Annotated in this window: 22 protein-coding genes and 2 pseudogenes; 8 read left to right on the top strand and 16 right to left on the bottom strand. The window is 69.0% G+C overall.

What is annotated here, in order from left to right:
* Positions 1 to 526: 526 nt before the first annotated feature.
* The gene (locus ABZV38_RS05475; RefSeq protein ID WP_356324806.1) at positions 527 to 1,258 is read left to right on the top strand and encodes a 4'-phosphopantetheinyl transferase superfamily protein; all 732 of its coding nucleotides are present in this window, start codon (positions 527 to 529) and stop codon (positions 1,256 to 1,258) included.
* Here the strand turns inward: ABZV38_RS05475 and ABZV38_RS05470 are convergent.
* The 11 genes and pseudogenes from ABZV38_RS05470 to ABZV38_RS05420 all read right to left on the bottom strand — a co-directional run bounded on the left by ABZV38_RS05470 (position 1,247) and on the right by ABZV38_RS05420 (position 9,722).
* A complete protein-coding gene (locus ABZV38_RS05470; RefSeq protein WP_356324804.1) occupies positions 1,247 to 1,486 on the bottom strand; it encodes a hypothetical protein in 240 nt (79 codons plus the stop codon). The two genes, ABZV38_RS05475 and ABZV38_RS05470, sit on opposite strands and share 12 nt — an antisense overlap.
* Positions 1,486 to 2,364: an alpha/beta hydrolase gene (locus tag ABZV38_RS05465; RefSeq protein WP_356324802.1), complete on the bottom strand. Its 879-nt coding sequence runs from the start codon at positions 2,362 to 2,364 to the stop codon at positions 1,486 to 1,488. Before ABZV38_RS05465 ends, ABZV38_RS05470 begins: the two co-directional genes overlap by 1 nt.
* A gap of 60 nt (positions 2,365 to 2,424) precedes the next feature.
* The gene (locus tag ABZV38_RS05460) at positions 2,425 to 3,120 is read right to left on the bottom strand and encodes an HAD-IB family hydrolase (RefSeq protein WP_356324800.1); all 696 of its coding nucleotides are present in this window, start codon (positions 3,118 to 3,120) and stop codon (positions 2,425 to 2,427) included.
* Between the two features lie 4 nt (positions 3,121 to 3,124).
* Entirely contained in the window at positions 3,125 to 4,087 is a 963-nt protein-coding gene (locus ABZV38_RS05455; RefSeq protein WP_356324798.1) for an aldo/keto reductase, read from the bottom strand.
* 54 nt (positions 4,088 to 4,141) lie between these two features.
* Positions 4,142 to 5,339, bottom strand: a pseudogene (locus ABZV38_RS05450) (beta-ketoacyl-[acyl-carrier-protein] synthase family protein).
* A gap of 32 nt (positions 5,340 to 5,371) precedes the next feature.
* On the bottom strand, positions 5,372 to 5,611 hold the full coding sequence (locus tag ABZV38_RS05445; protein WP_356324796.1) for a phosphopantetheine-binding protein: 240 nt from the start codon (positions 5,609 to 5,611) through the stop codon (positions 5,372 to 5,374).
* Between the two features lie 10 nt (positions 5,612 to 5,621).
* Complete coding sequence (locus tag ABZV38_RS05440) at positions 5,622 to 6,668, bottom strand: beta-ketoacyl-ACP synthase III (protein ID WP_356324794.1); 1,047 nt, start codon at positions 6,666 to 6,668, stop codon at positions 5,622 to 5,624.
* A complete protein-coding gene (locus tag ABZV38_RS05435; protein WP_356324792.1) occupies positions 6,665 to 7,660 on the bottom strand; it encodes an AfsA-related hotdog domain-containing protein in 996 nt (331 codons plus the stop codon). The genes ABZV38_RS05440 and ABZV38_RS05435 overlap by 4 nt, the downstream gene beginning before the upstream one ends.
* Before the next feature lie 319 nt (positions 7,661 to 7,979).
* Positions 7,980 to 8,954, bottom strand: a complete 975-nt coding sequence (locus tag ABZV38_RS05430) for an amidohydrolase family protein (RefSeq protein ID WP_356324790.1) — start codon at positions 8,952 to 8,954, stop codon at positions 7,980 to 7,982.
* Positions 8,836 to 9,312, bottom strand: coding sequence for a helix-turn-helix transcriptional regulator (locus tag ABZV38_RS05425; RefSeq protein WP_356324787.1), 477 nt, complete (start codon positions 9,310 to 9,312; stop codon positions 8,836 to 8,838). Before ABZV38_RS05425 ends, ABZV38_RS05430 begins: the two co-directional genes overlap by 119 nt.
* A gap of 137 nt (positions 9,313 to 9,449) precedes the next feature.
* Positions 9,450 to 9,722: a DUF6225 family protein gene (locus ABZV38_RS05420; RefSeq protein WP_356324785.1), complete on the bottom strand. Its 273-nt coding sequence runs from the start codon at positions 9,720 to 9,722 to the stop codon at positions 9,450 to 9,452.
* 378 nt (positions 9,723 to 10,100) lie between these two features.
* Here ABZV38_RS05420 and ABZV38_RS05415 point away from each other — a divergent pair, with 378 nt between their 5' ends.
* The gene (locus ABZV38_RS05415; RefSeq protein ID WP_356324783.1) at positions 10,101 to 11,381 is read left to right on the top strand and encodes a bifunctional GNAT family N-acetyltransferase/ATP-binding protein; all 1,281 of its coding nucleotides are present in this window, start codon (positions 10,101 to 10,103) and stop codon (positions 11,379 to 11,381) included.
* Between the two features lie 33 nt (positions 11,382 to 11,414).
* Here ABZV38_RS05415 and ABZV38_RS05410 read toward each other — a convergent pair whose 3' ends face one another.
* Entirely contained in the window at positions 11,415 to 14,069 is a 2,655-nt protein-coding gene (locus ABZV38_RS05410; RefSeq protein ID WP_356324781.1) for an amino acid permease, read from the bottom strand.
* 272 nt (positions 14,070 to 14,341) lie between these two features.
* On the opposite strand from ABZV38_RS05410, the gene ABZV38_RS05405 reads away from it, so the two are divergent.
* Together ABZV38_RS05405 and ABZV38_RS05400 are read left to right on the top strand one after the other, a co-directional pair.
* Positions 14,342 to 16,423 (top strand): SpoIIE family protein phosphatase, encoded by a 2,082-nt coding sequence (locus ABZV38_RS05405; RefSeq protein ID WP_356324779.1) that lies wholly within the window; start codon positions 14,342 to 14,344, stop codon positions 16,421 to 16,423.
* Between the two features lie 403 nt (positions 16,424 to 16,826).
* Entirely contained in the window at positions 16,827 to 17,399 is a 573-nt protein-coding gene (locus ABZV38_RS05400; RefSeq protein ID WP_356324777.1) for a HAMP domain-containing sensor histidine kinase, read from the top strand.
* Between the two features lie 90 nt (positions 17,400 to 17,489).
* On the opposite strand, the gene ABZV38_RS05395 is transcribed toward ABZV38_RS05400, so the two are convergent.
* Together ABZV38_RS05395 and ABZV38_RS05390 are read right to left on the bottom strand one after the other, a co-directional pair.
* The gene (locus tag ABZV38_RS05395) at positions 17,490 to 18,323 is read right to left on the bottom strand and encodes an NPP1 family protein (RefSeq protein ID WP_356324775.1); all 834 of its coding nucleotides are present in this window, start codon (positions 18,321 to 18,323) and stop codon (positions 17,490 to 17,492) included.
* Between the two features lie 380 nt (positions 18,324 to 18,703).
* Complete coding sequence (locus tag ABZV38_RS05390; RefSeq protein ID WP_356324773.1) at positions 18,704 to 19,288, bottom strand: proprotein convertase P-domain-containing protein; 585 nt, start codon at positions 19,286 to 19,288, stop codon at positions 18,704 to 18,706.
* A gap of 584 nt (positions 19,289 to 19,872) precedes the next feature.
* Between ABZV38_RS05390 and ABZV38_RS05385 the strand changes: the two are divergent.
* Together ABZV38_RS05385 and ABZV38_RS05380 are read left to right on the top strand one after the other, a co-directional pair.
* Positions 19,873 to 20,355 (top strand): annotated as a pseudogene (locus ABZV38_RS05385) (S8 family serine peptidase); the annotation flags it as partial.
* A 110-nt stretch (positions 20,356 to 20,465) separates the two neighbouring features.
* On the top strand, positions 20,466 to 20,732 hold the full coding sequence (locus tag ABZV38_RS05380; protein ID WP_356324771.1) for an FxLYD domain-containing protein: 267 nt from the start codon (positions 20,466 to 20,468) through the stop codon (positions 20,730 to 20,732).
* A gap of 185 nt (positions 20,733 to 20,917) precedes the next feature.
* On the opposite strand, the gene ABZV38_RS05375 is transcribed toward ABZV38_RS05380, so the two are convergent.
* Positions 20,918 to 22,144, bottom strand: a complete 1,227-nt coding sequence (locus ABZV38_RS05375) for a cytochrome P450 (protein WP_356324769.1) — start codon at positions 22,142 to 22,144, stop codon at positions 20,918 to 20,920.
* Positions 22,145 to 22,251: 107 nt separating this feature from the next.
* Here ABZV38_RS05375 and ABZV38_RS05370 point away from each other — a divergent pair, with 107 nt between their 5' ends.
* The gene (locus tag ABZV38_RS05370; protein WP_356324767.1) at positions 22,252 to 23,484 is read left to right on the top strand and encodes an FAD-dependent oxidoreductase; all 1,233 of its coding nucleotides are present in this window, start codon (positions 22,252 to 22,254) and stop codon (positions 23,482 to 23,484) included.
* A gap of 106 nt (positions 23,485 to 23,590) precedes the next feature.
* Here the strand turns inward: ABZV38_RS05370 and ABZV38_RS05365 are convergent, their stop codons facing one another.
* A complete protein-coding gene (locus tag ABZV38_RS05365; RefSeq protein ID WP_356324765.1) occupies positions 23,591 to 24,046 on the bottom strand; it encodes a MarR family transcriptional regulator in 456 nt (151 codons plus the stop codon).
* Positions 24,047 to 24,208: 162 nt separating this feature from the next.
* Here ABZV38_RS05365 and ABZV38_RS05360 point away from each other — a divergent pair, with 162 nt between their 5' ends.
* Positions 24,209 to 25,666, top strand: a complete 1,458-nt coding sequence (locus ABZV38_RS05360) for an MFS transporter (protein ID WP_356324762.1) — start codon at positions 24,209 to 24,211, stop codon at positions 25,664 to 25,666.
* Positions 25,667 to 25,684 lie beyond the last annotated feature (18 nt).

Here is a 25,684-nt window from a genome sequence, read left to right as displayed (position 1 = left end):
CTCGGCCAGCTCGATCCGGTAGCCGTTGGGGGGCTGTCACCACAAGAGCGGGATCACCGAGCAGCACGCGCAGTCGTCTGACATACGTATGCAGTGCCCCTCGCGGATTCGACGGCTTCTTCTCGTCCCACAACCAGTCCGCCAAGCGGTCGTTCTCGACGACCGATCCGGTCCGAAGCAGCAATGCCGCCAGCAGAACGCGCAGTTTCCCCGAATCAATTGCTAAGTCTTTACCCGCCATGGAAATGGTGAGCGGGCCCAGAATCCTGAAGTCGCTCTCACCGGAGCATGCGTCGACATTCGTTGTCGCCCCCGTCATACCGTTCTCGACTCCCCCAGTCGTTCATGCCGTACGGTCCATGACGCACGAGCGAAGGGCTTGTGCGGAAGCCCGTTCGGCAGGAAAGCCGAGCTTCGGCGCGAGCCGGGGGCAAGGGGTTGTCCGATTCATCACACGGTATCGTCACGGCGCGAAGAGCGTGCTCTCCGAGATGATGCCCAGCATCTGAAGGAGAGGTTCCGGCCGGTGATCGAAGGAATTCTGCCGAAGGGCGTGGCGGTCGTCGAGGATGTCAGCGACGCCCCGGGGGATATCACCGGGTTGTTTCCCGAGGAAGAAGCCCTCATTTCCACGGCGTTGAGCGAGCGGCGGCACCAATTCGCCGCTGCCCGTGCCTGCGCGCGCCAGGCGATGGAGCGGTTGGGGGAGCCTTCCCGGCCGGTCCCCGCCGACGCGACGGGCGCACCGAAGTGGCCCGCCGGTCTGGTCGGAAGCATCACGCACTGCCGGGGATACCGGGCCGCAGCGCTCGGGCGGAGCGGCGACCTCGTGACACTCGGCATCGACGCCGATCCGAACCTTCCGCTGCGGGAGGGAGTGCTGCCGCTCGTCGCGTCCCCCGAGGAGCAGGCGCGGTTGCGGGATCTCTCCCGCCGGATGCCCGAAGTCCACCTGGACCGCGTGCTTTTCAGTGCCAAGGAGGCAGCCTACAAAGCGTGGTTCCCGCTCCACGGGGTCCGGCTCGGGTTCAAGGACGCGGAACTCATCCTGTCCGGACGGGCCTGCGACGGCCGGCGTGGCGGTTCCGGCGACGTGGCGGCCGGGACCTTCCGGGCCCGGCTGCTTGCCCAGGACATCACACCGCCGCACGCGCCGCTCGAGGTGTTCCAGGGCCGCTGGTCCGTACGGGAATCCTTCATCATGACGGCCGTGGCGCGGATACGGAGGCCGGCCCGGCGGGCCTTTTCAGACGTCTGAAGCCGGGCCGGCGGCCAGGATTTCGGCATCCAGCGGTCCCGCCGAGCCGATGAACCAGCCGATCGCTGTCCACAGCGGTGCCGAGGCGTACGTGTCGTCGAGCCGGTAGGTGCCGTGCATACTCCGCAGCGTCCGCAGGAAACGGTCCTTCTCCTCGCTCTGCCTGCCACTTTCTCCCGGGGCCGGCGTAGCGGCGCTGGCCGGCCGGGCGGCGCTCGTCGGTTCCATCACCGACTCCTGCGAAGGCGGGCAGCCCGGACATGGTCGACGATCAGCGACCTGATCGTCGACGACCAGTGCGGGGGAAAGATGTGTCCCATGCCGGCGATGCTCCACAGGCGTGCGCGCAGGATCGCCCGGTACAGCTGCCGGCCGTGCTCCAGAGGAAACACCGGGTCCTGTTCCCCGTGGACCACGAGCGTCGGTACGTCGAGGGCTCCGATCCGCGCCGTGAGCGGGGGCGTCCGGTCCAGTGCTCCCAAGTGGTGGCCGGCGGTGTCCGGTGCCACGCTCCGGCGCATCATCCGCTGCACCAGGGCCTCCCAGTAGGGCCGGTCGAACGCCACGGTCGGGCCCAGCAGCACCTGCCAGCCGTCGACCGCCGCGGTGAACTGTTCCCGGGCTCCGGCCGGCGGAGACGCCGCGAGCCGGGCCGCCCGGTCGAGCATCGGCTGACGCGGACCGGGCAGTCCCGTCCGCGGAGGCACCCGTACATCGCCGTTCGCATCCGGCGAACTGGAAAGTAGGACAAGGGACCGGACGAGCTCGGGCCGGTGCAGGGCGAGCAACTGGGCCACCATGCCCCCGACGGACTGGCCCACCACGTGCGCCGCGGCCAGGCCGAGTCCGCCGACGACGTCGGCGGCGTCCGCCGCCAGCACGGACAGGTCGTAGTCGCCGTCGGACTTCGATGACTTCCCGGTGTCACGGTGGTCGTAACGCACCACGAAAAACCCGTCGGCGGCCAGCAGTTCGCACAACACCTCCGGCCAGACGATGCCTTGGGCCGTACCGCCCATCACCAGCAGAATCGCGGGATCGGCGGGGTGGCCGAACGTCTCCGTCCACAGCCTTGACCCGTCCCTTGTCGTGATTGACCTCTTCACCGGGCTGCGGTCGCGACGCTCTTCGGCAGCCAGGTCCTGACCGCCCGGAGCCCCAGTCCGTTACCGAGTCGCATGCGTGATTTCCTCCGTGCTCTGTCCGGATGGAGCGGAAGGGAGCAGCCGGGTCCATCCGGAACGGGATGCGTGATCGCTGAGTACCGGGTCGTTGCCGACGACCCCCGCGTTGCCCACGGCGAGCAGCAGGGGAAGGTCCGAGGCGTGATCGCCGTAGGCGAAGCACTCGTCGGGCCGGGCGCCCGTCCTCCTCATCAGGGCACGGGCGGCCGTTGCCTTTCCCTTGCCGATCACTGTGGTGAGGACCTCGCCGGTGTAGCGGCCCGCGACGATCTCGGGCTCCGTACACAGCACGTGATCCGCGCCGACACGGTCGGCGACGGGGTCGAGACAGGCCCGGAACGAGCCCGAAACCAGGGCGATCCGGGTTCCTTCCGCCTGATGCCTCCGGAGTTCCCGCACCACCTCGGCGTGGAAGAAGCCGTCGCGTGCCACCTGCCGGGCGAACCATTTCCGCCCGTTGTCGGCCACCGAGGCCTCCGTCATCCCCGCAAAGTTGCGGTAGTAGATGCGGTTGGTCTCCTCCCGGGGTACGCCGGCCTGCGCCCTGCTCGTCAGCTCGGTTTCCGCCGCGCGATAACGCTCCGGATCGGCCAGGTGGAATGCGAGGAAGGAGAACATGCTCTTGATGTCGATGAGTGTTTCGTCGACGTCGAAGAATGCAACTTTCGTTCCGCTCATACGGTCAGTACCTGCTTCCCAGCGCGGCGGGAAGGGAGCCGAGATCGGCGAGGTCCTGCTCGGTGAGCACGAGGTCCGCCGCCGCCACGTTCTCCCGCAAGTAGCGGGAGTTCTTCGTGCCGGGAATCGGGACGACCCGGTCTCCCTGCGCGAGGGTCCAGGCGATGGCGACCTGAGCGGGCGTCACCGACCGCCGGTCGGCGACTTCCCGGATCACGTCCACGATCCGCTGGTTCGCTTCCATCGCGGAGCGGTGGAAGCGGGGATTGCCCGCCCAGAAGTCGGACGCCTCGAACTGGCCGGTGTGCAGGGTGCCGGTGAGAAAGCCGCGGCCGAGAGGCGCGAAGGGAATGAAGCTCGCCCCCACGCTGTCGCACCATCCCACCATGCCGCCGGCAGGTCCTTCGAGGGAATCGCGCGTCCACAGGGAGAGCTCGGACTGCACGGCGGTCACCGGATGGATCCCATGAGCTTCCACGGCCTGCTCCACAGTGGCCTCGGACAGCCCGAGAAAACGCACCTTTCCCTTCGTCACCAGCTCGGCCATCGCACCCCAGGTCTCGGCCAGCGGCACTGCGGGGTCGATCCGATGGACGTAGAGGTCGATGACGTCGACGTTCAGCCGTCGCAGACTGGCCTCGGCCGCACTGCGCAGGTAGGCGGGCGAGTTGTCGCGATGGGCCGACCGGGCGTCGACGTCGTCGAGCACGATCCCGAACTTCGTCGCAAGGACGACCTCGTCCCGCCGGCCGGCGATCGCCCTGCCCAACAGCGTCTCGTTGTGGCCGCCGCCGTAGAGATCGGCCGTGTCCAGGAGATTGACCCCGAGATCCAGCGCCTCGTTGATGACCCGGAGGGAGCGGTCGTCGTCCCGGGCGGACTCCTGGTAGAGCCAGCTCATGCCCATGCACCCGAGGCCGACGCCGCCGATTTCGAGTCCTGTGTTGCCCAGTTTCCTCAGGCGCATCGTGTGTGCCTCCTTTCGTGATTGCGCGATTTCGCGGTGACGCGGTTGCGTGGGTTACGCGGCCGAGAGCACGAGTGCGGCGTTGTGTCCGCCGAATCCGAGTGACGTGCTCACGGCGATCTCCATGGCCGCCGGTGCCGCCGCTCCCGTCACCACGTCGATGTCGATCTCCGGATCGAGCTGCTCGAGGTTGGCCGTCGGCGGAACCATTCCGTGGTGCAGCGCCAGCGCCGTGAACCCCGCCTCCACCGCCCCCGCTGCGGCGAGCGGGTGTCCGGTGACCCCCTTGGTCGAGGTGACCAGGGGGCGCCCGCCCAGAACCCGGCGCAGTACCCGGCCTTCGGTGACGTCGTTCAGGGGAGTGGACGTTCCGTGTGCGTTCACGTGGTCCACCTCGTCGGGTCCGATCCCGGCGTCGGCGAGGGCGGTGCGCAGGGCGCGTTCCATCCCCGCTCCGCTCGGGTCCGGTGGCGTGGTAGGCGTCCGACGAGGATCCGAAACCGACCACGTGGGCATAGACCGAGGCACCACGGGCACAGGCGTCCTCCGGGCGTTCCAGCACGAGGATGCCGGCGCCGTCCGCCGCGACGAAGCCATCACGCGCCGCGTCGAACGGCCGGGATGCCCCGGCCGGGTCCTCGCCGCGCCCGGACAGCCCGCCCATCCGCTGCAGTCCGGTGATGGTTGCCCGGGTCAGCGCGGACTCGGTGCCACCGGCCAGCACCACATCACACGTGCCGGACCTCAGAAGGTCCCTGGCCAGTCCGATGGCGGTGGTGCCCGACGCGCAGGCAGTGGCCGTGACCATGCTGGGGCCGAAGGCCTTGACGTCGATGGCCAGATAGCCGGCGACCATGTTCGACATCGCCATGGGGATCATCAGGGGAGAGACGCTCTTCGGCGTGTCCTCAAGGAACCTGCGGTGCTGCAGCTCCCAAGTCGCGCTGCCGCCCAGTGAGTTGCCCACGACGACTCCGACGCGGGCGCCGTCCCAGGTGTCCGGGTCCAGTCCGGCGTCGGCCACGGCCTGGCGGGCTGCCACGATCGCCAGCTGGGTGAACCGGTCGAGTCGCCATGCACTGCCCGGCCCCAGCAGAGATCCGGCGTCGAAGCCCGGGACACGGCACGAGAAGTCGACGGGAAGACCGGCGAGTTCCGGATCACGGGAGGCGGTCGCCTGCCCGGAACACACCCTTTCCCAGCCCGTCTCCGTGTCGATGCCGGCGGCGGTGACGAGACCGAGACCGGTGATCGCCACGCCGAAGGGCCGCTTCGATGGGAGCGTCACGCCCGCACGCCCTGGGACTCGATCAGTTCGACGGTGCCGGCGAGGGTCGTCTCGCCCTGAAGGGCATCGTCGCCCAGGTCGGCTCCCAGCTCCTTGTTGAGGATCATCGTCAGCTCTATCAGGGCGAGAGAGTCCAGCGCGAGATCCTTGTACGTCATCTCCGGCGCGATTTTCTCGGCGGGCACCCCGAGCTGCGTGACGAGCAGTTCGGCGAGCTTTTCCTGCACTGCACTCATGGTTCTTCCTTCAGTTCGCGTGTGTGGACAGAGATTTCGCCGGGAGTCCCGGCAGCGGCTCGACGGACAGCCGGGGAAACTCCAGGGCGGCCGCTCCCCAGGTGAGCCCGCCGCCGAACCCACAGAGCAGCACCCGGTCACCCGGTGTGATCTCTCCTGCGTGCACGCCGTCGACCAACGCCAGCGGGATCGAGGCGGCAACGGTGTTGCCGACCCGGTCGAGGTTGACCACCAGCCGGTCGTCGGGCAAGCCGAGTTCGGCCCCCACGGCCGACAGGATGCGCACATTCGCCTGGTGGGCGACGAGCCGGTCGACGGTGTCGACGGGCCAGCCGATGCGGTGGGCCAGCCTCCGGGAGGACTCGCTCATCCGCGTCACCGCGTTACGGAACACCGAGCGGCCCTGCATGGTGAAGTACAGGTCATCAGCTTCGACGACGCCTCGTGAGCGGTGCTCGGACCCACCGCCCGGCACGGTGATCATGTCGGCCTGGGAGCCGTCGCTGCCCAGGTCGAATCCGAGCAGCGCCCCCGGCTCATCGGCGGTTCCCGCGCGCAGCGCCACCGCCCCGGCCCCGTCGCCGAAGATCGCCCTGGTCGTACGGTCTTCCGGGTTCAGAATGGTGGAGAAGGTGTCCGCGCCGATCACCAGTGCGCTGTCGGCGATCCCCGCACTGATCATGCTCGACGCACCGGCCAGCGCGTACACGAAGCCGGTGCAGACGGCGGCCACGTCGAACGCGGGTATCTCACCGAGTCCCAGTCGGCTGGCGACTTCGGGCGCCGTGGCCGGGCACGGGTGATCCGGGGTGCTCGTCGCGAGCACCAGGAGACCGACCGAGGACCTCCCCGCCGAAGCGAGGGCGCGCGCGCCGGCCTCGACCGCGATGCCCGAGGTGGAGAGTCCGGGAGGGACCACGAACCGCTGACGTATCCCCGTCCGGGTGGTGATCCACTCATCAGTGGTGTCGAGCTGCACGGCGAGGTCGTCATTGGTCACCCTGACCGGCGGCAGCCAGCCCCCCAGCCCGGCCACCACCGCTGCCCGTCCGGTCACCGCGCACTCCGGTGGGATGCCGGGGCCGCGGAGGTGTCCATGGTTCCGGCGGCGATCTCCTCGCCGTTCTGACGAACCGAGATCCTGAAGGTCTGGATCCCCTCGTTCCGGCCTTCGGGGACAGCGCTCACGGACGTCTGCGCGTCGAGCTCGGCGAACTTGGAGAAACCGAGATCGAAGCCGACCACCGAGGTCTCTGCCGCGGTCCGTCCGAGGAACTCCGCCCCGGCCAGCAGGCACACCTGACGAGCGGCCTCCGTGAGGACCATGCCGGGCACATGGTCCTGCGCGTGGTCGAACATGCTCACGTTGTCGTTCGGGACACGGACACCGGCCGTGATGCCCTTCTCGTCGCGCGCAGGATCAACCAGCAGGGCATTGACGCCGTTTGCCCTCCCGACGTTCCGCGGGTCGACGGTCGCCGGCGTGACCGGCATATCGTCCGATGAGATGGGCGCGCTGCCCCGCCGCGCCGACCGTATGTAGGAATACGTCGCGGAGGAGAGGTAGCCCACCTCCATGTGGATGTCCCCGACCGGCTCACCGCCGACCAGGAGACCCACGTCGTACGCGACGGAACGGGCGGGTGCCGACGATCCGAAGGCCCGATCGGTCGTCATCTCCATGGTCAGCTCGGCAGACGCGCCGGCATGCGCGGCGAACAGGCCGGGCAGCCGCATCGACCACGACTGCAGGACGAACTTGGTGTCGTCGTCCACGCCGACGTGGACGTGCGCGCCGTACGTCTCGGCCTGCCGCGCACACTCCAGGAGCAGAATCGGGTCGATCACGGTGTGTCCGACGTGATCCGTGAAGTAGGCGTGCGAGGAGGGGAGCTGAGCCCCTGCCTTGAAGCTCTTCCCGCCCACCGCGGCGGTGTCGGTGAGAAACACTTCCGACAGCGCCCGACGGTGGACCAGACGCCGGTCGACGGACCGGACGAACTGGAGCTCCCGTACGCCGGGATCGATGGCACTTGTGGACACCGTCATCGACGGATTCCCCCTCTCCGAAATGCGCGGTGCTTCCCCTCCGGTGCTCACGGATTTCTCGTGGTGCACCGGTGTACGGAAGCGTTCGCGACTGACGGGAGGAGAAGTTATCGACGGGTTCTTTCATCTCACTGACAGCAGGAGCAAGCCACTGTCAGTGGTTGGGCGGACCCGGAGAGACGCGAAGGCCAGCATCGACGGGAGCACGGACGGACCTCGTTGCGGGGCTGTCCCGAAGGCCGGGACACAGGTCGAGGAAGCAGTCGCCGTGGTCACGCGTGGAGACCGTCCGATGCTGAGGACGAGTCTGCGCGGAGTGTCAGGCGACGACACGGCCGCGCAGGATGATGCGGCTGGGGTGGGGCAGCACTGAAGCGTTGAGGGTCGGGTCGGTGTCATAGGCGACGAGGTCGGCGGGGCCTCCGTCGACCAGTCCGGGCAGACCGAGCCAGGATCGGGCCGTCCACGAAGCCGCGCCCAGAGCCGCTTCGGCCGACAGCCCGGCGCGGACCAGCCATTCGACCTCTGACGTGACTGTGCCGCACGGGAAGCTGTCGGTGCCTGCCAGTACGGTGACGCCGGCTTCGTGTGCGGCCCTGATGTTGGGCAGCAACCCTTCCCATCCGGCCAGCCACCAGTCCCGGCGGGCGCTCGGCTCTGCGGCGCGCCATCGACCGGCCCCGGCGCCGAAGACGCTCAGTGTCGGGACGAATGCGGTGCCTTGGGCGACCATCAGGTCGATCAGGCCTGGATCCAGGTGCAGGCCGTGCTCCAGGCTGTCGACACCGGCTTGAACGGCATTCCGACTGCCGTCAGCGGTCTCGCAGTGAGCGGCCACCCGGCCGCCGATGGCGTGCACGGCCTGCACGACGGCGGTGAGGATCTCCTGAGGCAACGGCGGCGCGTCGTACTTCCAGTCGGCGATGACTTTGCACCACCCCGAGGACGCCTTGGCTTCCTCGACAGCGGCATCCACCAGACCGCCCTCGCTGACGTCACTCCCGACCCCGGGAAAGAAGCGGCCGGGAGTGGCCAGCCAGCGTCCGGCCGAGTGGACCCGCGGCAGGTCCGGATCCTCGTCCACCCAGCCCGGGATGGGCGCGGCAGTCCCCGGTGTCCGGACCAGCAACACGCCGGCGTCGCGGTGGTCCGTCAGGTGCCGGCGGAGCACCTCGTCACTGAACGGGACATCGAGGTCTTCGGTGCCCGGATGGGTGTGCACGTCGACCAGGCCGGGCAGCAGCCAACCCCCATCGACGACGAGTTCCGCGCCCGGGACCGGTTCGCTGCGCAAACGGTCTCCATCGATCCAGAAGGACCGCTCCTCCCGCTCCGGCAACACGACACCTCGCACCTGCAGTACCACCGGCAACCGTCCCCTCGAACCTATCCGTTGGACGATTTCGCCGATCCTGCGAGGCGGTCGAGTCAGCTGAAGGTCGGGTCGGGCGGATACGGGCCCGGTGGAGCCGCTGGAGCGAGGTGACCTCGGTCTGTTCGCGGAAGCGCCGGATCAGGGTCCGGATGCTGATTCCGGCCTGAGCGACGATGTCGGCGAGGGTCAGATCGCGGCTCGGATTGTCCTGGAGCCAGGTGAGCAGGGCCTCGAGCGCGGAGCCGTGCGAGGTGGGTGGCGGCCGGCGGGAAGGCACCCCTGCAGATCGAGACGATACGGGTGCGTCCTACGCCACGGCGCGCAGCGCGTCACGGACAGCGGGGGTGAGCGGGGCGGCGGGGTTGGCGGTGCCGGGCGCGACGATCGCGTCGGCGCCCGTGAGCCCGACCCGGTTCAGTCGAGATGGTCGTACCTGTCGGGCTCCCAGTCGGCGAACAGTGTCAGCGCCTTCTCCGTCTCGGTGCGTTCCGGTGTGGTGGACGTGGCCGGCCACCAGTTCTCCACCTGATGGGCGTCCACGAGGACGAAGCCGCGGTACCCGTCGAAGTCACCGGGGTCACTTGCCACACCGATATGGATGGGTGCGTCATCGGGCAGATCTTTGAGGGCGTCGCGCAGCTGGGCGGCATTCCAGATGTGAGGCGCGTGCTCGAAGGTGTCGGTCATGCGCACAGGTTGCCGGAAGGGGCTGTCCTGCCGGCGGAGACACGGCTGCTTCCCCGGCTAAAGCGCTGATCCGGTGCAACGGTGGGGCAAGGACCGGACCACTCTGCCTTCGTGAGGTGTGAGGCGACGTCGACCCGAGTGACGACGGTGCGTAACCACATATCGGCGGTGTGGTTGTATCGCCGGATGGTGTAGCGGTGGATCATGCTGCCCCGCTCCGTGTGGCCGGCATGGCCGGTGCCGTCGAGGCTGACTCAGGTGAACGGCGCCCGTTCGACGGGCGTGGGATCGGCGCGGAGAATGAGTGAACAGGATGCCCCGGCAGTGAGCGGCCGGGCGTCGGTGAGGCGGTGGTGACCCGCCGGCAAGGTGGTGACGATGCCGACGTGGCGATTGCGGGACTTCCGCGACGACGATCTGGACCGTGCCATTCAGATCTGGGACCAGGACCGGCAGGCGGACGATTCACCCCCTGCGTTCTCCGTCTCCGAAGTGATGGCCGCGGCCCGCACGGGTGAGCCTGCCGTGGTCGCCATGGTCGGCGATGACATGGTGGGCATGGCCGTGGCTCAGTGCCAGGGCGATCGGGCCTGGATCACGCTGGTGGCCCTGGGCGGGGCGTGGCGCAACCGCGGGATCGGCAGCGCCCTGATCGCCGAACTCGAGCGGCGCCTGCGGCCGCAGGGCGTACGCCGCATCAGTGCGCTGCTCGCACCGGGGGCCACCGGATCCACAGCCCTGGAAAACTCTGGCTACCGCACGCGCACCGGATTGATCCTTTACGAGAAGGTGGAGCATTTCGGCGCGAGCAATGCGGGTCTGCTCGCGGAGCTCGGCGGCAGGCTGCTGCCGCCGGGACTGTGGGATGCCCTGGCGGGCATGGAGAAGGAAAAGGACGCCATCGAGCGGCGCATCGTGCTGCCCCTGTCCGAGCCCGTACTGGCCGACCGGTACGGAGTGACGCCGCCCAAGGCGGTCATCCTCTTCGGCCCGCCGGGTACCGGCAAGACCAGCTTCGCCAAAGCCGTCGCCTCCCGGCTGGAGTGGCCCTTCGTGGAGCTCTTCCCCTCCCGGCTCGCCGCAGAAGGCCCCGGAGGCCTGGCCACCGCGCTACGGGACACGTTCGCCGAGCTGGCCGATCTGGAGACCGTCGTGCTGTTCCTCGACGAAGTCGAGGAAATCGCCGGCGTCCGCTCCGGCTCGGCCGCAGGCCCCGGCCACGGAGTCACCAACGAACTGCTCAAGCTGATCCCCGGCTTCCGCGACCACGACGACCGCCTGCTGATCTGCGCGACCAACTCCATCCGCTCCATCGATCCGGCGTTCCTGCGCCCCGGCCGCTTCGACTACGTCCTTCCGGTCGGTCCCCCCGACCCCGTCGCCCGGTCGGCCATCTGGCAGCGCTATCTCGGCCCCGCTGCCGACAGCATCGAGCCGTCCTCACTGGTCGAGGCCAGCGAGATGTTCACTCCGGCCGACATCGAGTTCGCGGCCCGCAAGGGCGCCCACGCCGCGTTCGAACGCGAAGTGGCCGACCGCAACGGCGCGCAGCCCAGCACCGAGGACTACCTCGCCGCCATCGCCGACACGCGTCCCACACTCACCGATCAGGCCCTCACCGAATTCAGCGAGGACATCGAGCACTACGTGCGTATGTGATCCGCGCACCGCTCCCCAGGACGGAACGCCGTTTCATGGCGCTTCACCGACGGCAGGGGCGGTCGGGAGGGGCTGCTCCACCCAGATGGTCTTGCCGGTGGGCGTGTAGCGCGTGCCCCACTGCTGTGCGACCTGGGCGACGATGAACAGGCCGCGGCCGCTCTCGTCGTCCGTGGCGGCGTGGCGCAGATGGGGTGAGGTGTGCCCGGTGTCGGCGACCTCGCAGGTGAGGGTCTGGTCGCGGATGAGCCGGACGTGGATCGGTCCGGCGGCGTAGCGCATGGCATTGGTGACCAGCTCACTGACGATGAGTTCGGTGGTGAACGACAGCTCGTCCAGTCCCCACGCTTCGAGTTGCTTCGTGGCCAGGGCGCGGGCCTTGCCGACCATCGCCGGCTCCGCGGTCAGTTCCCACCCAGCCACCTGGTCCTCGCCGAGCATTCGTGTGCGTACGAGGAGCAGGACCGCGTCGTCGTTCGCCGGCCCCGGCACCAGGGTCGCGACTGCGCGGTCACAGAGTTCTTCCAGGGGACGCCGGTCCTGGGCGAGGGTTTCGGCGAGCAGGCCGAGTCCGACGTCGAGGTCGTCGGCGGCCGTCTGGACGAGGCCGTCGGTGAAGAGGGCGACGAGGCTGTCCTGCGGCAGCTGGAATTCCCTGCTCTCGTAGGGCAGACCGCCCATGCCCAGCGGAGGGCCCGGCGGGAGCTCCGGGTAGGTGGTTGCGCCGCTGTCCGGCAGGACGAGCGCAGCCAGCGAATGGCCGGCACGCACCATGCTGCACTTTCCCGACACCGGGTCGTACACCGCGTACAGGCACGTCACCTCCAGGGCTTCGTCCTCCCCGAGCCGGGAGCCGCCTGCACCTTGAAAGCCCGCCCTTTCCTTGGCGGTCAGCCCGACCAGGTCGTCCAGGCGCGAGAGCAGCTCGTCCGGGGCGAGGTCCAGGCGGGCGAGGACGCGTACGCCGGTGCACAGGCGCCCCATGGTGGCGGCGGCCAGCAGTCCGTGGCCGGTCACCTCCCCGACGACAAGGCCGACACGTGTTCCCGACAGTGGGATGACGTCGAACCAGTCACCACCCACCCCGGACCGGCTGTCGGCGGGCACATAGCGGCTCGCCATCTCGACAGCGGTCTGCTGCGGCAGCCGGTGAGGCAGCATGCTGCGCTGAAGCCTGAGGGCCGCGGTGTGCTCGCGCGTGACAACCAGCATCAGCACGACGCCGAGCAGCAGGGCTCCGAGGCCCACGACGGTCACCCCGCCCGTCCGTCCGATGAACGGCAGATCGATGGAGGTCTCACCGTAGCCGGGGTTGGCGTACACGCCGAAAGCGGCGTAGCAGAAGAGGAAGAGCATCGTCAGCCCGCCCAGACCTGGCAGCAGGCCCTTGAACAGGAAGTCTTTGCGGCTGCGGGTGAGCACCCTGCGGAAGTACCAGACACAGGCGAAGCCGGTGAGGCCGTAGTAGAACGCGATCGCGAGGCCGACCGACTCGATGGAGTCGGCCAGGACGTTGCGGCTGATCGCCGTCAGGAGGACGAAGAAGCCGATGGAGACCAGGCCCAAGCCGATGGTCGACCAGGTCGGGGTGAGGAATTTGCGGTGCACGCGGGCGAATCGGGAGGGGACGGCCTTGTGCGCGGCCATGGAGAAGACGGTCCGGGCCATAGGGAGGATGGTGGTCTGGGTGGAGGCCACCGCGGAGGTCAGCACCATGAGGATGAGTAGCTTGGAGAGGAAGAGCCCCGGACCGTGGTCGCCGAAGACGGCGTTGCCCAGGCCCGAGAGCACGTCGTCCGCGTTGTCCCTGTTGCCCAGCCCGAGTCCGGCGGAGCCGACTCCGGCGAAAGCCTGCGCCGAGGTGGTGACCAGGGCGTAGATGACCAGCAGCAGCACAACGGAAATGACGGCGGCGCGCCCGGGGATACGCGTGCTGTCCACGGTCTCCTCGTTGACCGTGACGGCGGTGTCCCAGCCCCAGTAGATGAAGACGGCGGCGAGGATGCCCGAGGTCAGCGCTTCGGCCGATGGCACGTGGAGGGGGTTGAACCAGGAGGCGGAGACATGGATCGCCGTCTCGGGGCTGCTGGTATAGACCTTGATCAGGGCGGTGACGGCGAACAGCACCAGTACGGCGACTTCGATGAACAGGAGCCAGCGCTGGACGGCAGCCGAGATCTCGATGCCGACGTAGCAGATCGCGGTCATCACGATGATCCAGACGACGCCCGCGAGGGTGGTCCACACCCTGTTCTCCGTGAGTGAGTCATAGCCCAGGAGCCGGAAGCCGTAGACGCCGGCGATCTCGGCGAGGTTCGCCATGACGATGACGTCGGCGACGATGATGCCCCAGCCGCCCATCCAGCCGGTGCGCGGACCGAAGGCACGGGACGCCCAGGTGAAGGTGGTCCCGCAGTCGGCGTTGCTCGCGTTGAGTTCCTTGTAGGCGTACGCGATCAGCAGCATCGGGATGAAGGCCAGCATCGTGATGACCGGGGCCTGCAGGCCGACGCCCGCCACGATGAGTCCGAGCGTAGCCGCGAGGCTGTACGCCGGGGCCGTGGACGCCAGGCCGATGGCAACGGAGGAGCACAGTCCCAGGGCGCCGGATTTGAGCCCTTTCCTACCCGCGCCTGAGCCGAGCGCGAGCCGCGCGTCGGACGCAGCGGGGGTACGGGAGAGCTTCACACCGGATGCCAACCTCCTCATTTGCCTTCAGATCACCATTTTCGCCGCAGGCGAGAAGGCCTGCCACGGGAAACCGGCTGGATGATCCACGCCGCTGTCAGCAGGACCGGCCGTCCGTCGGGCGAGCCCGCTCCGGCCAGCGAACCGTCTTGCGCTGGGATACCGACGGGGCGGGGAGGAGTATGGGGTTATCCGGAGCTGCAAGGAGACCGGCGCAACCGAAGGCTGACAGGAGGTCCCGCGTCGGTTGGCAGGCGGAGGGAGTGCCTTGCATGAACAGCGTCGAATCCTTCCGGTCCGACATCGGCCGACTGCGCCCCACGCGTTCACGCCCGGGTGGGCTGCTGGATCTGCTGACCGTCGCCGCAGTGGTGCTGGACACCGACGGACGGGTCGTGTTCTGGAGCCCGCAGGCCGAGGAGCTGTTCGGCTACACCGCCCAGGAGGCTCTGGGTCAGTACGCGGCGCAACTGATGGTCGACGAGGAGCACCTGGAACTGGTGATCAACCTGTTCGCCGAGGTGATGGAAACGGGCGAGAGCTGGGCCGGTGCCTTCCCCATCCGGCACAAGGACGGCAGCACCCGGCTGGTCGAGTTCCGCAACATGCGGCTGCTGGACGGCCTCGGCGACGTATACGCCCTGGGCATCGCGACCGACCACACCACCCTCCAGCAGTTCGAGACCGAGCTCGCGCTGTCCGAGCGGCTGGTCTCCCAGTCCCCGATCGGGCTCAAAGTCATGGACACCGACCTGCGGTACGTGACCGTCAACCCGGCCTTGGCCCACATCAACGGCCTGCCCGCCGCCGACCACATCGGCCGGAACGTTCATGAAGCCCTGCCCTTCCTGGACACCAAAGCGATCGAGTCCGTGATGCGCCAGGTGCTGGCCACCGGCAAGCCAGTCCTGGACCGGTACGTCGTCGGCCGCACCCCCGCCGAACCCATGACCGAGCACGCGTGGTCCACCTCGTATTTCCGGCTGGAGGACCGCGCCGGGCGGGTGCTCGGCGTGGCTGCCTCGGTCGTGGACATCACCGAGCGGCACCGTGCGGCCACCCAGGCCGCACGCGCTCGGCAGCGCCTTGCCCTCATCGCCAACGCTTCCGCTCGCGTCGGCACCACCCTGGAGGTGGACCGGACCGCGCGGGAGCTGGCCGAGGCCGCGGTGCCGGACCTCGCCGACGTGGTCGCGGTGGACGTGCTCGACTCCATCCTGGCCCTGCGCCGCTCGGCCGCGCCCGCGACCGGCCCGGAACTCTTCCGCGCCCTCGCCGTCCTCGCCGCCTATCCCACCGCGGTCGTCAGCGCCGCCGACAGACCCGGAGACCTGGCCACGTATGGCGCTGACCGCCTGGTCACGCAGTGCGTACACACGGGTCGCCCGGTGCTGGTGCCGCACGTGGCCGAGCAGGATCTGCCCCGCATCGCTCGTGACCCGGCGGCCGCCGCCCTGCTGGCCGAGGCCGGCGTCCATTCGTATCTTGCGGTCCCCCTGATCGCCCGCGGCGAGGTCCTCGGCGCCGTGGACCTCATACGTGCCCGTAACCCGCTGCCCTTCGACGAGGACGACGCCACCCTGGCCGGTGAGCTCGCCGCCCGCGCCGCGGTGTGCATCGACAACGCGCGTTGGTTCCAGAGCGTGCGCAACATCGCGGTCACCCTCCAACGCAGCTTGCTCCCGGACCACCCCCCGCACCATGAGGGCCTGGACGTCGCCTCCCGCTATGAACCCGCAGGAGCTGCCAGTGAGGTCGGCGGGGACTGGTTCGACGTCATCGCCCTGGACGACGGCAAGACCGCCCTGGTGGTGGGCGACGTGATGGGCAGCGGCATCGACGCCGCCGCGACCATGGGCCGACTGCGCACCGCGACGTGCACGCTGGCCGATCTCGACCTGGATCCGGCACAGGTGCTCCGACAGCTCGACAAGACCACCACACGCCTGGAGCACTACATCGCAACCTGCGTCTACGCCGTCTACGACCCTCGCCGCGCGGAGTGCCGCATCGCCACAGCAGGACACATGCCTCCCGTCCTCGTACGCACCGGCCATCCCCCGGAACTGCTCGACCTGCCCACCGGCGTCCCGCTCGGCGTCGGCGGTGTTACCTTCGAAGCCGGCACCATCGGATTGGGGCAGGGCGATCTGCTCGTCCTCTATACCGACGGCCTGGTCGAAACCCGCGAACACCCCATCGACGAGCGCCTGAACAGACTCCTCCAGTTGCTGGACGGCCCCCGGCGCCCCGTGGAAGAGACATGCGACCGGCTCCTCAGCGCACTGCGCGACCCGGAGCACCACGATGACGTGGCTCTGCTCATCGCGCGTCCTCGGACACGGTCCCGCTGAAGCCTCCGCCACCGCCGTGACCGGCACCGCCCCGAGGGAAACACCGCTTCCTCACCCCGTCGAGCAGGCGGTTCCGCTGAGCCTGCGACGTCGCCGGACCAGCACCGGTCAGGGCGAGCGCGGTCGTCCCGTCGAGCACCGCCCGGTCGGCTCCCGGGCTCAGCGTGGCTCCGCCGCCGGACGGACCGGCGGACGACGGCTACTTCCGCGACCCGGACGCCGTGCCGGATCCCCTTGCCGAGAAGGTCCGTGCGGCGGGAGGCAGTCCGCAGACCTGGTACGACAACCGGCGGCCGGTACGCCCGTGGATGGCCGCGGCAGAGTCGCACGGCAGTTGGACGGCCGTCCGGATTCCCCCGGATGGCGGGATCGCTCCACGAACGGCTGGTCAACGAACAGCGCTTTGCGGACACCCTTGATGGGGCTGGTCACGTCAGCCGGGCTGCTGCCGCCGGGAGAGGCGACGGAACTGGTCCAGGACCGGGTACAGGTCCTCCGCCGGCTGGTGGAGGACCTGCTGGAAGTGTCCCGACTGGATGCGGGTGCCGAGCGGGCCGAGTCGATGCCCGTGCCACTGGGGGAGGTGGTACAGGACTCCGTGCAGCGCGCCGGCCTTGCCGCGAGCGTGCACACGTCCGATGCCGACTGGGCAGAGGCCGATCCGCGCCGCCTGGACCGGATCCTGGTCAATCTGATCGTCAACGCACACCGGCACGGGCAGCCACCGGTCGTCGTCGATGTCTCGGGCGCGAGCGTGACCGTGCGCGATCATGGCCCTGGATTCCCGTCGGACCTGATCGCGCACGGACCGCAGCGATTCCGTACAGGTGCCGCCGAGCGAGGCCAGGGCCACGGGCTGGGGCTGACCATCGCCCTGGGCCAGGCCCAGGTGATCGGCGCCCGGCTGGACTTCGCGAACGCCCCGGAGGGCGGAGCCGTCGCGCGACTCACACTGCCTGCCGCTTCCCGCCCATGAACCTCCGAGCAGGGTGTTGCCACGGCACCGTTGCGGTCCGGGAGCGTCTCGCGGGCCTTGAGCGCGATACGGGCGTGATGACGGGTGCCGTCACGCCCAGGGGTCGAAGGGGATACCGCTGGGCTTGGACGCGTTGAGGAGGTTCTCGAACCGCGAGTCCGTGATCTTGATGGTCGCGGAGCCGAAGTCCGCGTTCATCAGCCTGTCACGCAGCCAAGTGCTGGGCCAGCCGTTCCAGTCGACGATGGGGGGCTGGCGCCAGCTGTGGTAATGGTTCTCCGGCGGCTCGTCATTTCCGTTGGCGAGCCGGAAGAAGTGGGTGCCGGCGCCGTCCTTGTGGTAAACGACCTTGGGGTGCGTTCCGTCGAAGCGTACTTGTGAACGCGGATACGTCACCTGGTAGTTGTGTTGCGTCGTCGTCAGGTACTCGACCTGGTTGGACGCCACGTCGATCCACGATATGACGTGCTCGAAGTCGTGACGATGGCCACCGAGGCCGCTGCCGTTCACGGCCTGGTCCTTCTCGAAGTAGCTGGCGTACACGACGGCACACCAGCCGTTGTTGCACTTCGAGCGGGCGTAGGTTTGAGAGTTGTCAAGATCCCACTGGTCATGGCAACTACCGTTGACGGCACCCGTCGTGTTCAGTCCGGGGGAGAGGGTCCCGTCCGGACCTATGGCGGGGGTGGCGTAACAGCCGTCCCCGTCGTAGTCGAAGGCCGGTGAGAAGGACGCCTCCCACCCTCCGGCGTTCTGGGGCAGGTTACCCGGTGGCTCGGAGTGAGCCGCTGACGTGGGGAGCAGCACGGCCAGAGCGGTCGCGCCGAGCACGGTCCCCAGGCGGGAGCGGCTGTGCGTGAAGAGGGATGCACCTCTCCCTTCCGGAACGGCCGCGGACTTTGACGTCTTTGCGATCGACTTCATTGCTGACAGGCATCTCATTTTTCGCATTTTTTGAAGTCCTCATTCCATGAGTTGATTTCGTGCGAAAGATGGCTGAGAGGTTGAATATCGGTGCAGTTCTCCGCGCTGGTGTGGAGCACACCTCGCAACTGACGAGATGTCACGGGGATCCATGTCCGCACAAGTCCCCAAGCCTGGTGAGGTCTGCGTCATCAGTGGCCTCGATCGTCAGAGAACTTCCGTGCGGATCCGTTGCGCCGGCATTGCTCCTTCATAGACGCCCGACCGGTCATGCGCCAGTGGCATCGCCCGGCAGGCCGACGATTCCCCATGAGGGCAACCGGCTTGTCGGTCAGGCGGAGAGCCGGACCTGCGGGCGATGCTCTGGTTCATCCTCACTGTCAGAAGGTGAGGCTCCAGCTGTCGAGGTAGCCGGGGTCGACGGTGAAGATGCCGGGGGTGTTGTCCTGGACCCGGAGCTTCCAGGTGCCGTTGGCGGGGACCGCCGACGCGTCGACCGTGTAGGTGGTGTGCAGCTCTCCCTCGCCGATGTCCCAGTACCAGTTCTTGACCGGGATCTCCGTGCCGTTCTCGCTGACCAGGGTGACCACGGCCTTGGTGACGGTACGGGCCGCGCCCTGCTCGTGGACCACCAGGTCGCCGCCGACGACGGGCAGAACGGCGTAGGTGCGCTCGTAGCGGGTGTGCACGGTGCCGTCGGCGTCCTTGACGACGTCCTTGGGTATCAGCTCCTCCCGATCGCTCAGCTTCAGCGAACGGGCGGTGGTGGCGCGTGCGTCGGTCGCGGCCTCGAGCAGCTTCCTGCGCTGCGCGGTGGAGAGCGTGACGGACCGGGCGCCGGACCGGGGCTCCGCGGTGATCTGCCGGCCGGACTGCTCTCTGACAACGTTATCGAAGGAGGCGCCGGAGGCGGGAAGCGTCGTCGCGAGGAGCGCGGTCATGGCCAGGGCAGCAGTGGCAGCCACCCGTCCACGGGGGGAATGGGCGCGGCGGGCGGGTGGGGCTGAGGTGAAGCGGATCTGGTGGAAGGGGTGTTCGTCGTCACGTTCGGGAACTCCTTCTGTCCACACGTCTGTTGACGGGCGGCGGGGACGGGAGAGGGAAGACCGGAATGAAGTGCCTTCGGTGACACGGCATGCGGTGGTGGCCGTGTGACGAGGGGGATCGTGTCAGTGAAGCGTTCCACTGTCACTACTGCGGTGATCATTATCCGAAAGTCGGTGCAATGTTCATGGCGACCAGCTGGTGCGCGTAGTCGATCACGTGCGTGTTTACCCGTCGGCAACACGACGCATCTCGGCCAGGCCGATCAATTCCAGCCACGCTGCTTGCTGTTGCTGCTCCGTCCTTCACCCGGCTGTGGCTTGCACGTCTGAGGCCGTGGGTTGTCGCTGTTGGGACATGGCTCATATGCGTCACTGCCGTGTGGTCTGCGAGGCGGGCCATTCCGTAGCGTTCGGAAGGCGATCTCTTGTCAACCTGCGCGCAGGACATCACCAGGGCCTTCGGCCTGAAGTGACGGTCGGCTGAGCACGGCGAGGGCGGGAGGGCGTCCGGCGGAGCGGAGAAGGGCGTCGCGCCGGGTGCCGACCTGCACATCGGCAAGGTGCTCTCCGACGACGGCTACGGCCAGGACTCCTGGGTGCTGGCCGGAATGGAGTGGGCCGCCGTCGACCAGCACGCGAAGATCATCAGCATGAGCCTGGGCTCCGGAACCCCGTCGGACGGCACGGACCCCCTGAGCGAGGCCGTCGACCGCCTGAGCGCCGAGACGGGCGCGCTGTTCGTGGTCGCCGCCGATGACTCCGGGGCGGCGAACAGCATCGGCGGCCCCGGCGCCGCCGACACCGCCCTCACGGTGGGAGCGGTGGACTCCACCGACGACGTCGCCTGGTTCTCCAGCCAAGGTCCGCGGGTCGGCGACGGCGGGCTCAAGCCGGAGATCACCGCCCCCGGCGTCGACGTGCTGGCGGCACGCTCCCAGTACGCCCCCGAAGGCGAAGGCAGCTACCAGACGCTGTGCGGAACCTCGCACCGAAGCCGCGGACGCTGCCGACGACCGACGCGCCGCAAGGCAAGCCACCGGGGATTCACGCACCTACCGAAGAACCCGCCGTTGAGGACGAGAGCCCCGAGGCGGATGTGAAGCTCACCAAGTGCGTGGTGGATTCGCTGACGACGTGGCCGGCCGCTGATGTGGAGATCGTGAACCACAGCGACTCCAAGGCGAATTGCATCGTCAGCGTGGAGTTCGTGGACGGGTCCGGTACGCGCCTCGGCGAGGGCATGGCCGCAACCAGCAACCTGGCCGTGGGGCAGAAGGCCAGGGAGAAGGCGCAGGGACTCGTGAAGGTGCCGGGCAAGGTGACGTGCAAAGTGTCGAAGGTGACGCGGTTCCCGGCGAGCTGACGGCATGACTGAAGCCGCTCTGCCGGAGGAGCGGAGGAAAGCACTGCGAGGGCGGAGCCCAGCCTGCAGTCACTCGCAGTTGCGGCCCTCCCCGCCGGCCTCGAAGCCGCGGTCAAGCACCGAGGCGGCTCCTGGCGAGGGTGTACACGGCGTTCCTGGGCACGCCAGGCCGGCGGTTCACTTGATCAGTTCGGGCCGCCGGATGTGAAGGTGACGGGCAGCCGCTCGGGGCCGCGCAGCCCGCCCGGCCGCCACTGCAGCTCGCCGGGCGGCACGGCCAGAGCGAGGTGGGGAAGGCGGCGCAGGGCGGTTCCGATGGCGACCTGGCCCTCGAGCCGGGCCAGCGGCGCCCCCAGGCAGTAGTGGATGCCGTGCCCGAACGCGAGGTGAGCGTTGTCCTGGCGGGTGACGTCCAGGCGATCGGGTTCGGAGAACCGTGCCGGGTCGCGGTCGGCGATGGCGGAGGCGACCAGCACGGTCGCGCCGCGCGGGATGGCCACGCCCGCGATGGAGACGTCCTCGCGCGCGAACCGGGCGATCCCGGGGCTGACCGGTCCGTCGTAGCGGAGGAACTCCTCGATTGCGCCCGGCAGAAGCGCCGGATCTTCCTGCAGCATCTGAAGCTGGTCGGGGTGGGCGAGCAGCGCGGCGATGCCACTGCCGATCAGGTTGACCGTGGTGATGTAGCCGGCCGCCAGCAGCAGGAAGGCCATGGCGATCAGCTCGTCCTCGTCCAGCCGGTGCTCCTCGTCCCGAGTGGTGATCAGCTCGCTGAGCAGGTCGTCTCCGGGCCGGGCTCGTTTGGCCTCCAGAAGCCTGGTCAGGTACGAGCGCATCTGCCGCCACGCCGCGTCCACCCGAGCCGGATCCGGCGGTTCCGCCCCACGGAGGATCATGTCGTCGGTCCACCGCTGGAAGTCGTGCCGGTCGGCCACGGGCACCCCGAGCAGTTCGCTGATCACCGTGACCGGAACCGGCAGCGCGAAGTCCTCGACGAGGTCGGCGCGGCCGACCGGCACGATCGCGTCGAGCAGCCGGTCGGTGATCGCCTGGACGCGAGGCCGCAGCTCGGCCACCCTGCGCGCTGTGAACGCCTTGGAGACCAGGCGGCGCAGGCGGGTGTGGTCGGGCGGGTCGGCGCGGAGCATGTTGCGCAGCACGGACTCGCGTTCCGTAGTGGGCAGCTGCTGCATGAGCCGCGGATCCGAAGCGTCACGGACGTCGCTGCTCAACCGTGGGTCGGACAGGGCCGCGATGCCGTCTTCGTAGCGCGTGACCAGCCAGACTTCCAGACCGCCGGCGATGACGGCGCGCCGTACCGGGCCGTCATCGCGCAGCTGTCGGTAGAGCGGGAAGGGGTCCGCCACGAAGGCCGGGTCGGCGTAGGGCAGAAGGACCGGTTGCTGGCTCATCGTGCCTCCCAGAAGGAGCCGCGCATCTCCACGGCAGATTTGCAGGTTTTGATGGTATATGTCCCAGCGTGATGGATCCCGGGATTTCACCGAGGGCAGGGGCTGCCATGGAACGGACTACGTGCTGTGTGGTGGGCGGCGGCCCCGCCGGAATGGTTCTCGGCCTGCTGCTGGCCCGCGCCGGCGTGGCGGTCACGGTCCTGGAGAAGCACGGCGACTTCCTGCGCGACTTCCGCGGCGACACGGTGCATCCGTCCACCCTGGCGCTGCTGGACGACCTCGGCCTGGCCGAACGGTTCGCCCGTCTGCCGCAGCGGCGGGTGACAACGGTCCAGTTGCCGCTCGGCCCTGACGGTTCGCTGGTCACCGTCGGAGACATCGGCGCGCTGCGGGGCCCGTACAACTACGTGGCGATGGTGCCGCAGTGGGACCTGCTCGACCTGCTCGCGGACGAGGCCCGGCGCGAGCCGTCCTTCTCCGTACGGATGAGCACCGAGGTGACTTCCTTCCTGGTGGAGGGCGGACGGGTCACGGGGGTGCGGTACCGCACACCCGACGGCCGCGCCGGTGAACTGCGGGCCACCCTCACCGTGGCCTGCGACGGCCGGGGCTCACTGGCCCGGTCGCGGCCCGAACTGGCACTGCGCAGATTCGACTGCCCCATGGACGCCTGGTGGTTCCGGCTGCCGCGGCGGGAGGGCGATCCGCACGGGCTCGTGGGAGGAGTCGGCGACCGGTTCCTCACTGCGATGATCGACCGCGGGGACTACTGGCAGTGCGCGGCGCTGATCCCCAAGGGGACCGACGCCGCGCGCCGTGCCGCCGGTCTTGAGCGGTTCATGGCCGAATTCTCGGCCGCCGTCCCCTGGCTCGCGGACCGGGCGCATGCGCTGCGGTCGTGGGACGAGGTGAAGATGCTCGACGTACGGCTGGACCGCCTCCGGCGCTGGCACCGTCCGGGACTGCTGTGCATCGGTGACGCGGCACACGCGATGTCGCCGGTCTTCGGTATCGGCATCAACCTTGCTGTCGAAGACGCTGTCGCCACCGCCCGGTATCTCGTCGGGCCGCTGCGCAGGGGTGCGGTCGGCCTGGGAGACGTACGCGCCGTACAGCGCCGCCGGTGGCCGACCACGGCCGCGACGCAGGCGCTGCAGCGATTCGCTCACGCGCGAGTCATCGCGCCCGTGCTGGCGGGACGCCCGCCCTTCGGAAATCCCGAGCGGGCACAGCGAATGACCGAACTGCTCACCACCTCGCGGTGGCTCAAGCGAGTGCCGGCGTACTTCATCGCCTACGGCGCGGTACGCGAGCGTCCGCCCACCGCGTCCAAGCGGTGAGGCCCGGCTCCCGGCCCGGCCCTCGCCGCTGACCGAAGGACTCCTCAACACGCCCGCCGCCCGGCCGGCGGAGCGGGCGTTCCCGGAGGGCACCCGCGCTGCCGTCTCACGGCCGCGGCCAGGGCCTTCCGTCCAGGCGCTCGATGTCGGTGTTGAAGCGCTTGAGGTAGTCGGCGAACGCGGCGATGTCCTCCTCGGGCCAGTCGGCCATGATCCGATCCAGCGTGCGGATCGCGCCCTCGCGCTCCTCGTCGAGGCGCCGCTCGCCTTCCGCGGTGATACGGAACTTTCGCGCCATGCCACCGTCGGGGTCCGGGATGCGCTCGACGAGCCCGGCGCGCATGGCGGCCGCGGTCTGCCGGTTGAGGGTGGACGCGTCGAGGCCGAAGGCGTCACCGAGCTGGCCGATGGACATCGGGCCCTGCACCCGGATGCGGCTGAGCATGATGTACGCGCTGCGCTCCAGGGTGCTGCCCTCGCGCCGTCCCTTCGACTTGTGCAGGTGAAGGTAGCGGCTGTGAAGCATCTGCTCGTACTCCACCTGGCGCGTGGCCCTGTTCATCGGATCTCCTCCATGGTCCCGTGCACGCCGGACGGCGCATGCGATGTCCCAATGATCCACGCGTGCCACGCCCATGCATGATACATGTAATGTGGTCGATACATTGAATATGTATGATGCATAGCTGAACGCTCGAACGTCGAACACATAGAGGAGTCCTTCATGGACGGCCCCCAGCCGACCTCCCGACCGGGCGGCGTCGTTGCCACCCTCGCGCTGGCCGGTACCGTCGCCGCGGTCATGCAGACCCTGGTGACGCCGCTGATCGCGGATCTGCCGCAGATCCTGCACACCACGTCCTCCAATGCCACGTGGGTGATCACCGTCACGCTGCTGTCGGCCGCGGTCTGTGTCCCGGTCGCCGGCCGCCTCGGCGACCTGGTGGGTAAGCGCAAGATGCTGCTCGCCTCCTGTGTGCCGCTGCTCGCGGGCTCGGTGGTGTGCGCCCTGACTTCGTCGGTCGGCATGATGATCGTCGGGCGCGGGCTGCAGGGCATGGGCATGGGTGTGGTGCCCCTCGGCATCAGCCTGCTGCGTGATCTCCTGCCGGCCGAGAAGCTCAGCTCCTCCATCGCGCTGGTGAGCGCATCCATGGGCATCGGCGGCGGCCTCGGCCTGCCCATCGCCGCCGCGGTCGCGGAGTACGCGAGCTGGCGGGCACTGTTCTGGGGTTCGGCCGTCCTTGCCGCGCTTATCGCCGTGATGATCTGGTCCTTCATCCCCAACGTACCGGCCGCGGCGAAGGGACAGCGCTTCGATCTGGCGGGCGCGCTCGGCCTCGGCGTGGGCCTGGTCTGTCTGCTGCTCGCGATCTCCAAGGGGGCGGACTGGGGCTGGGGCTCGGGCAGCACACTCGGCCTTCTCGCCGCCGCGGTCGTGGTCCTGCTGCTCTGGGGTTACTGGGAGCTGCGCACCCGTGACCCGCTGATCGACCTTCGCACCACCGCCCGCCCCCGGGTGCTGCTCACCAACGCCGCCTCGGTCCTGATCGGCGTCGGCATGTACGCGCAGATGCTGATCGTGCCGCAGTTGCTGCAGTTTCCCGAGGCGACCGGCTACGGCCTCGGCCAGTCGATGCTGGCGATGGGCCTGTGGATGGCACCCGCCGGCCTCGTCATGATGGTCGTCTCGCCGTTCGGCGGGAAGCTGACCAACGCACGCGGCCCGAAGTTCACCCTCGTCGCCGGCTCCCTCGTCATCGCGGCGGGCTACGGCCTGTCGATGGCGCTGATGGGCTCGACCTGGGGCCTGCTGATCGTCACCGTCGTGATCAGCGGTGGCGTCGGTCTCGCCTACGGCGCGATGCCTGCCCTGATCATGAGTGCGGTCCCGGTGTCCGAGACGGCCGCCGCGAACGGCTTCAACACGCTGATGCGATCGCTCGGCACCTCGATCGGCGCCGCGGTGATCGGTGTCGTCCTCTCGCAGATGACGGTCACCATGGGCGGCTTCACGTTCGCCTCCGAGGACGGCTTCCGTGTCGGCCTGCTGATCGGCGGCGGCGTGGCGCTCGCGGCTGCCGCAGTGGCCGCGGCCATCCCGGGCGTTGCCCGGTCCGCCGCTGCACAAGACGGTGAGGCGGCGAACGCTGTCACCGCCGAGACCGCTGCCCAGGCCTGACGGAGGCGCTTCGGCGGG

It is taken from the genome of Streptomyces sp. NPDC005181 (assembly GCF_040608395.1).
Taxonomy (GTDB): Bacteria; Actinomycetota; Actinomycetes; order Streptomycetales; family Streptomycetaceae; genus Streptomyces.
The sequence above is the reverse complement of the archived record's forward strand: the minus strand, read 5'-3'. Positions and strand labels throughout refer to the sequence as shown.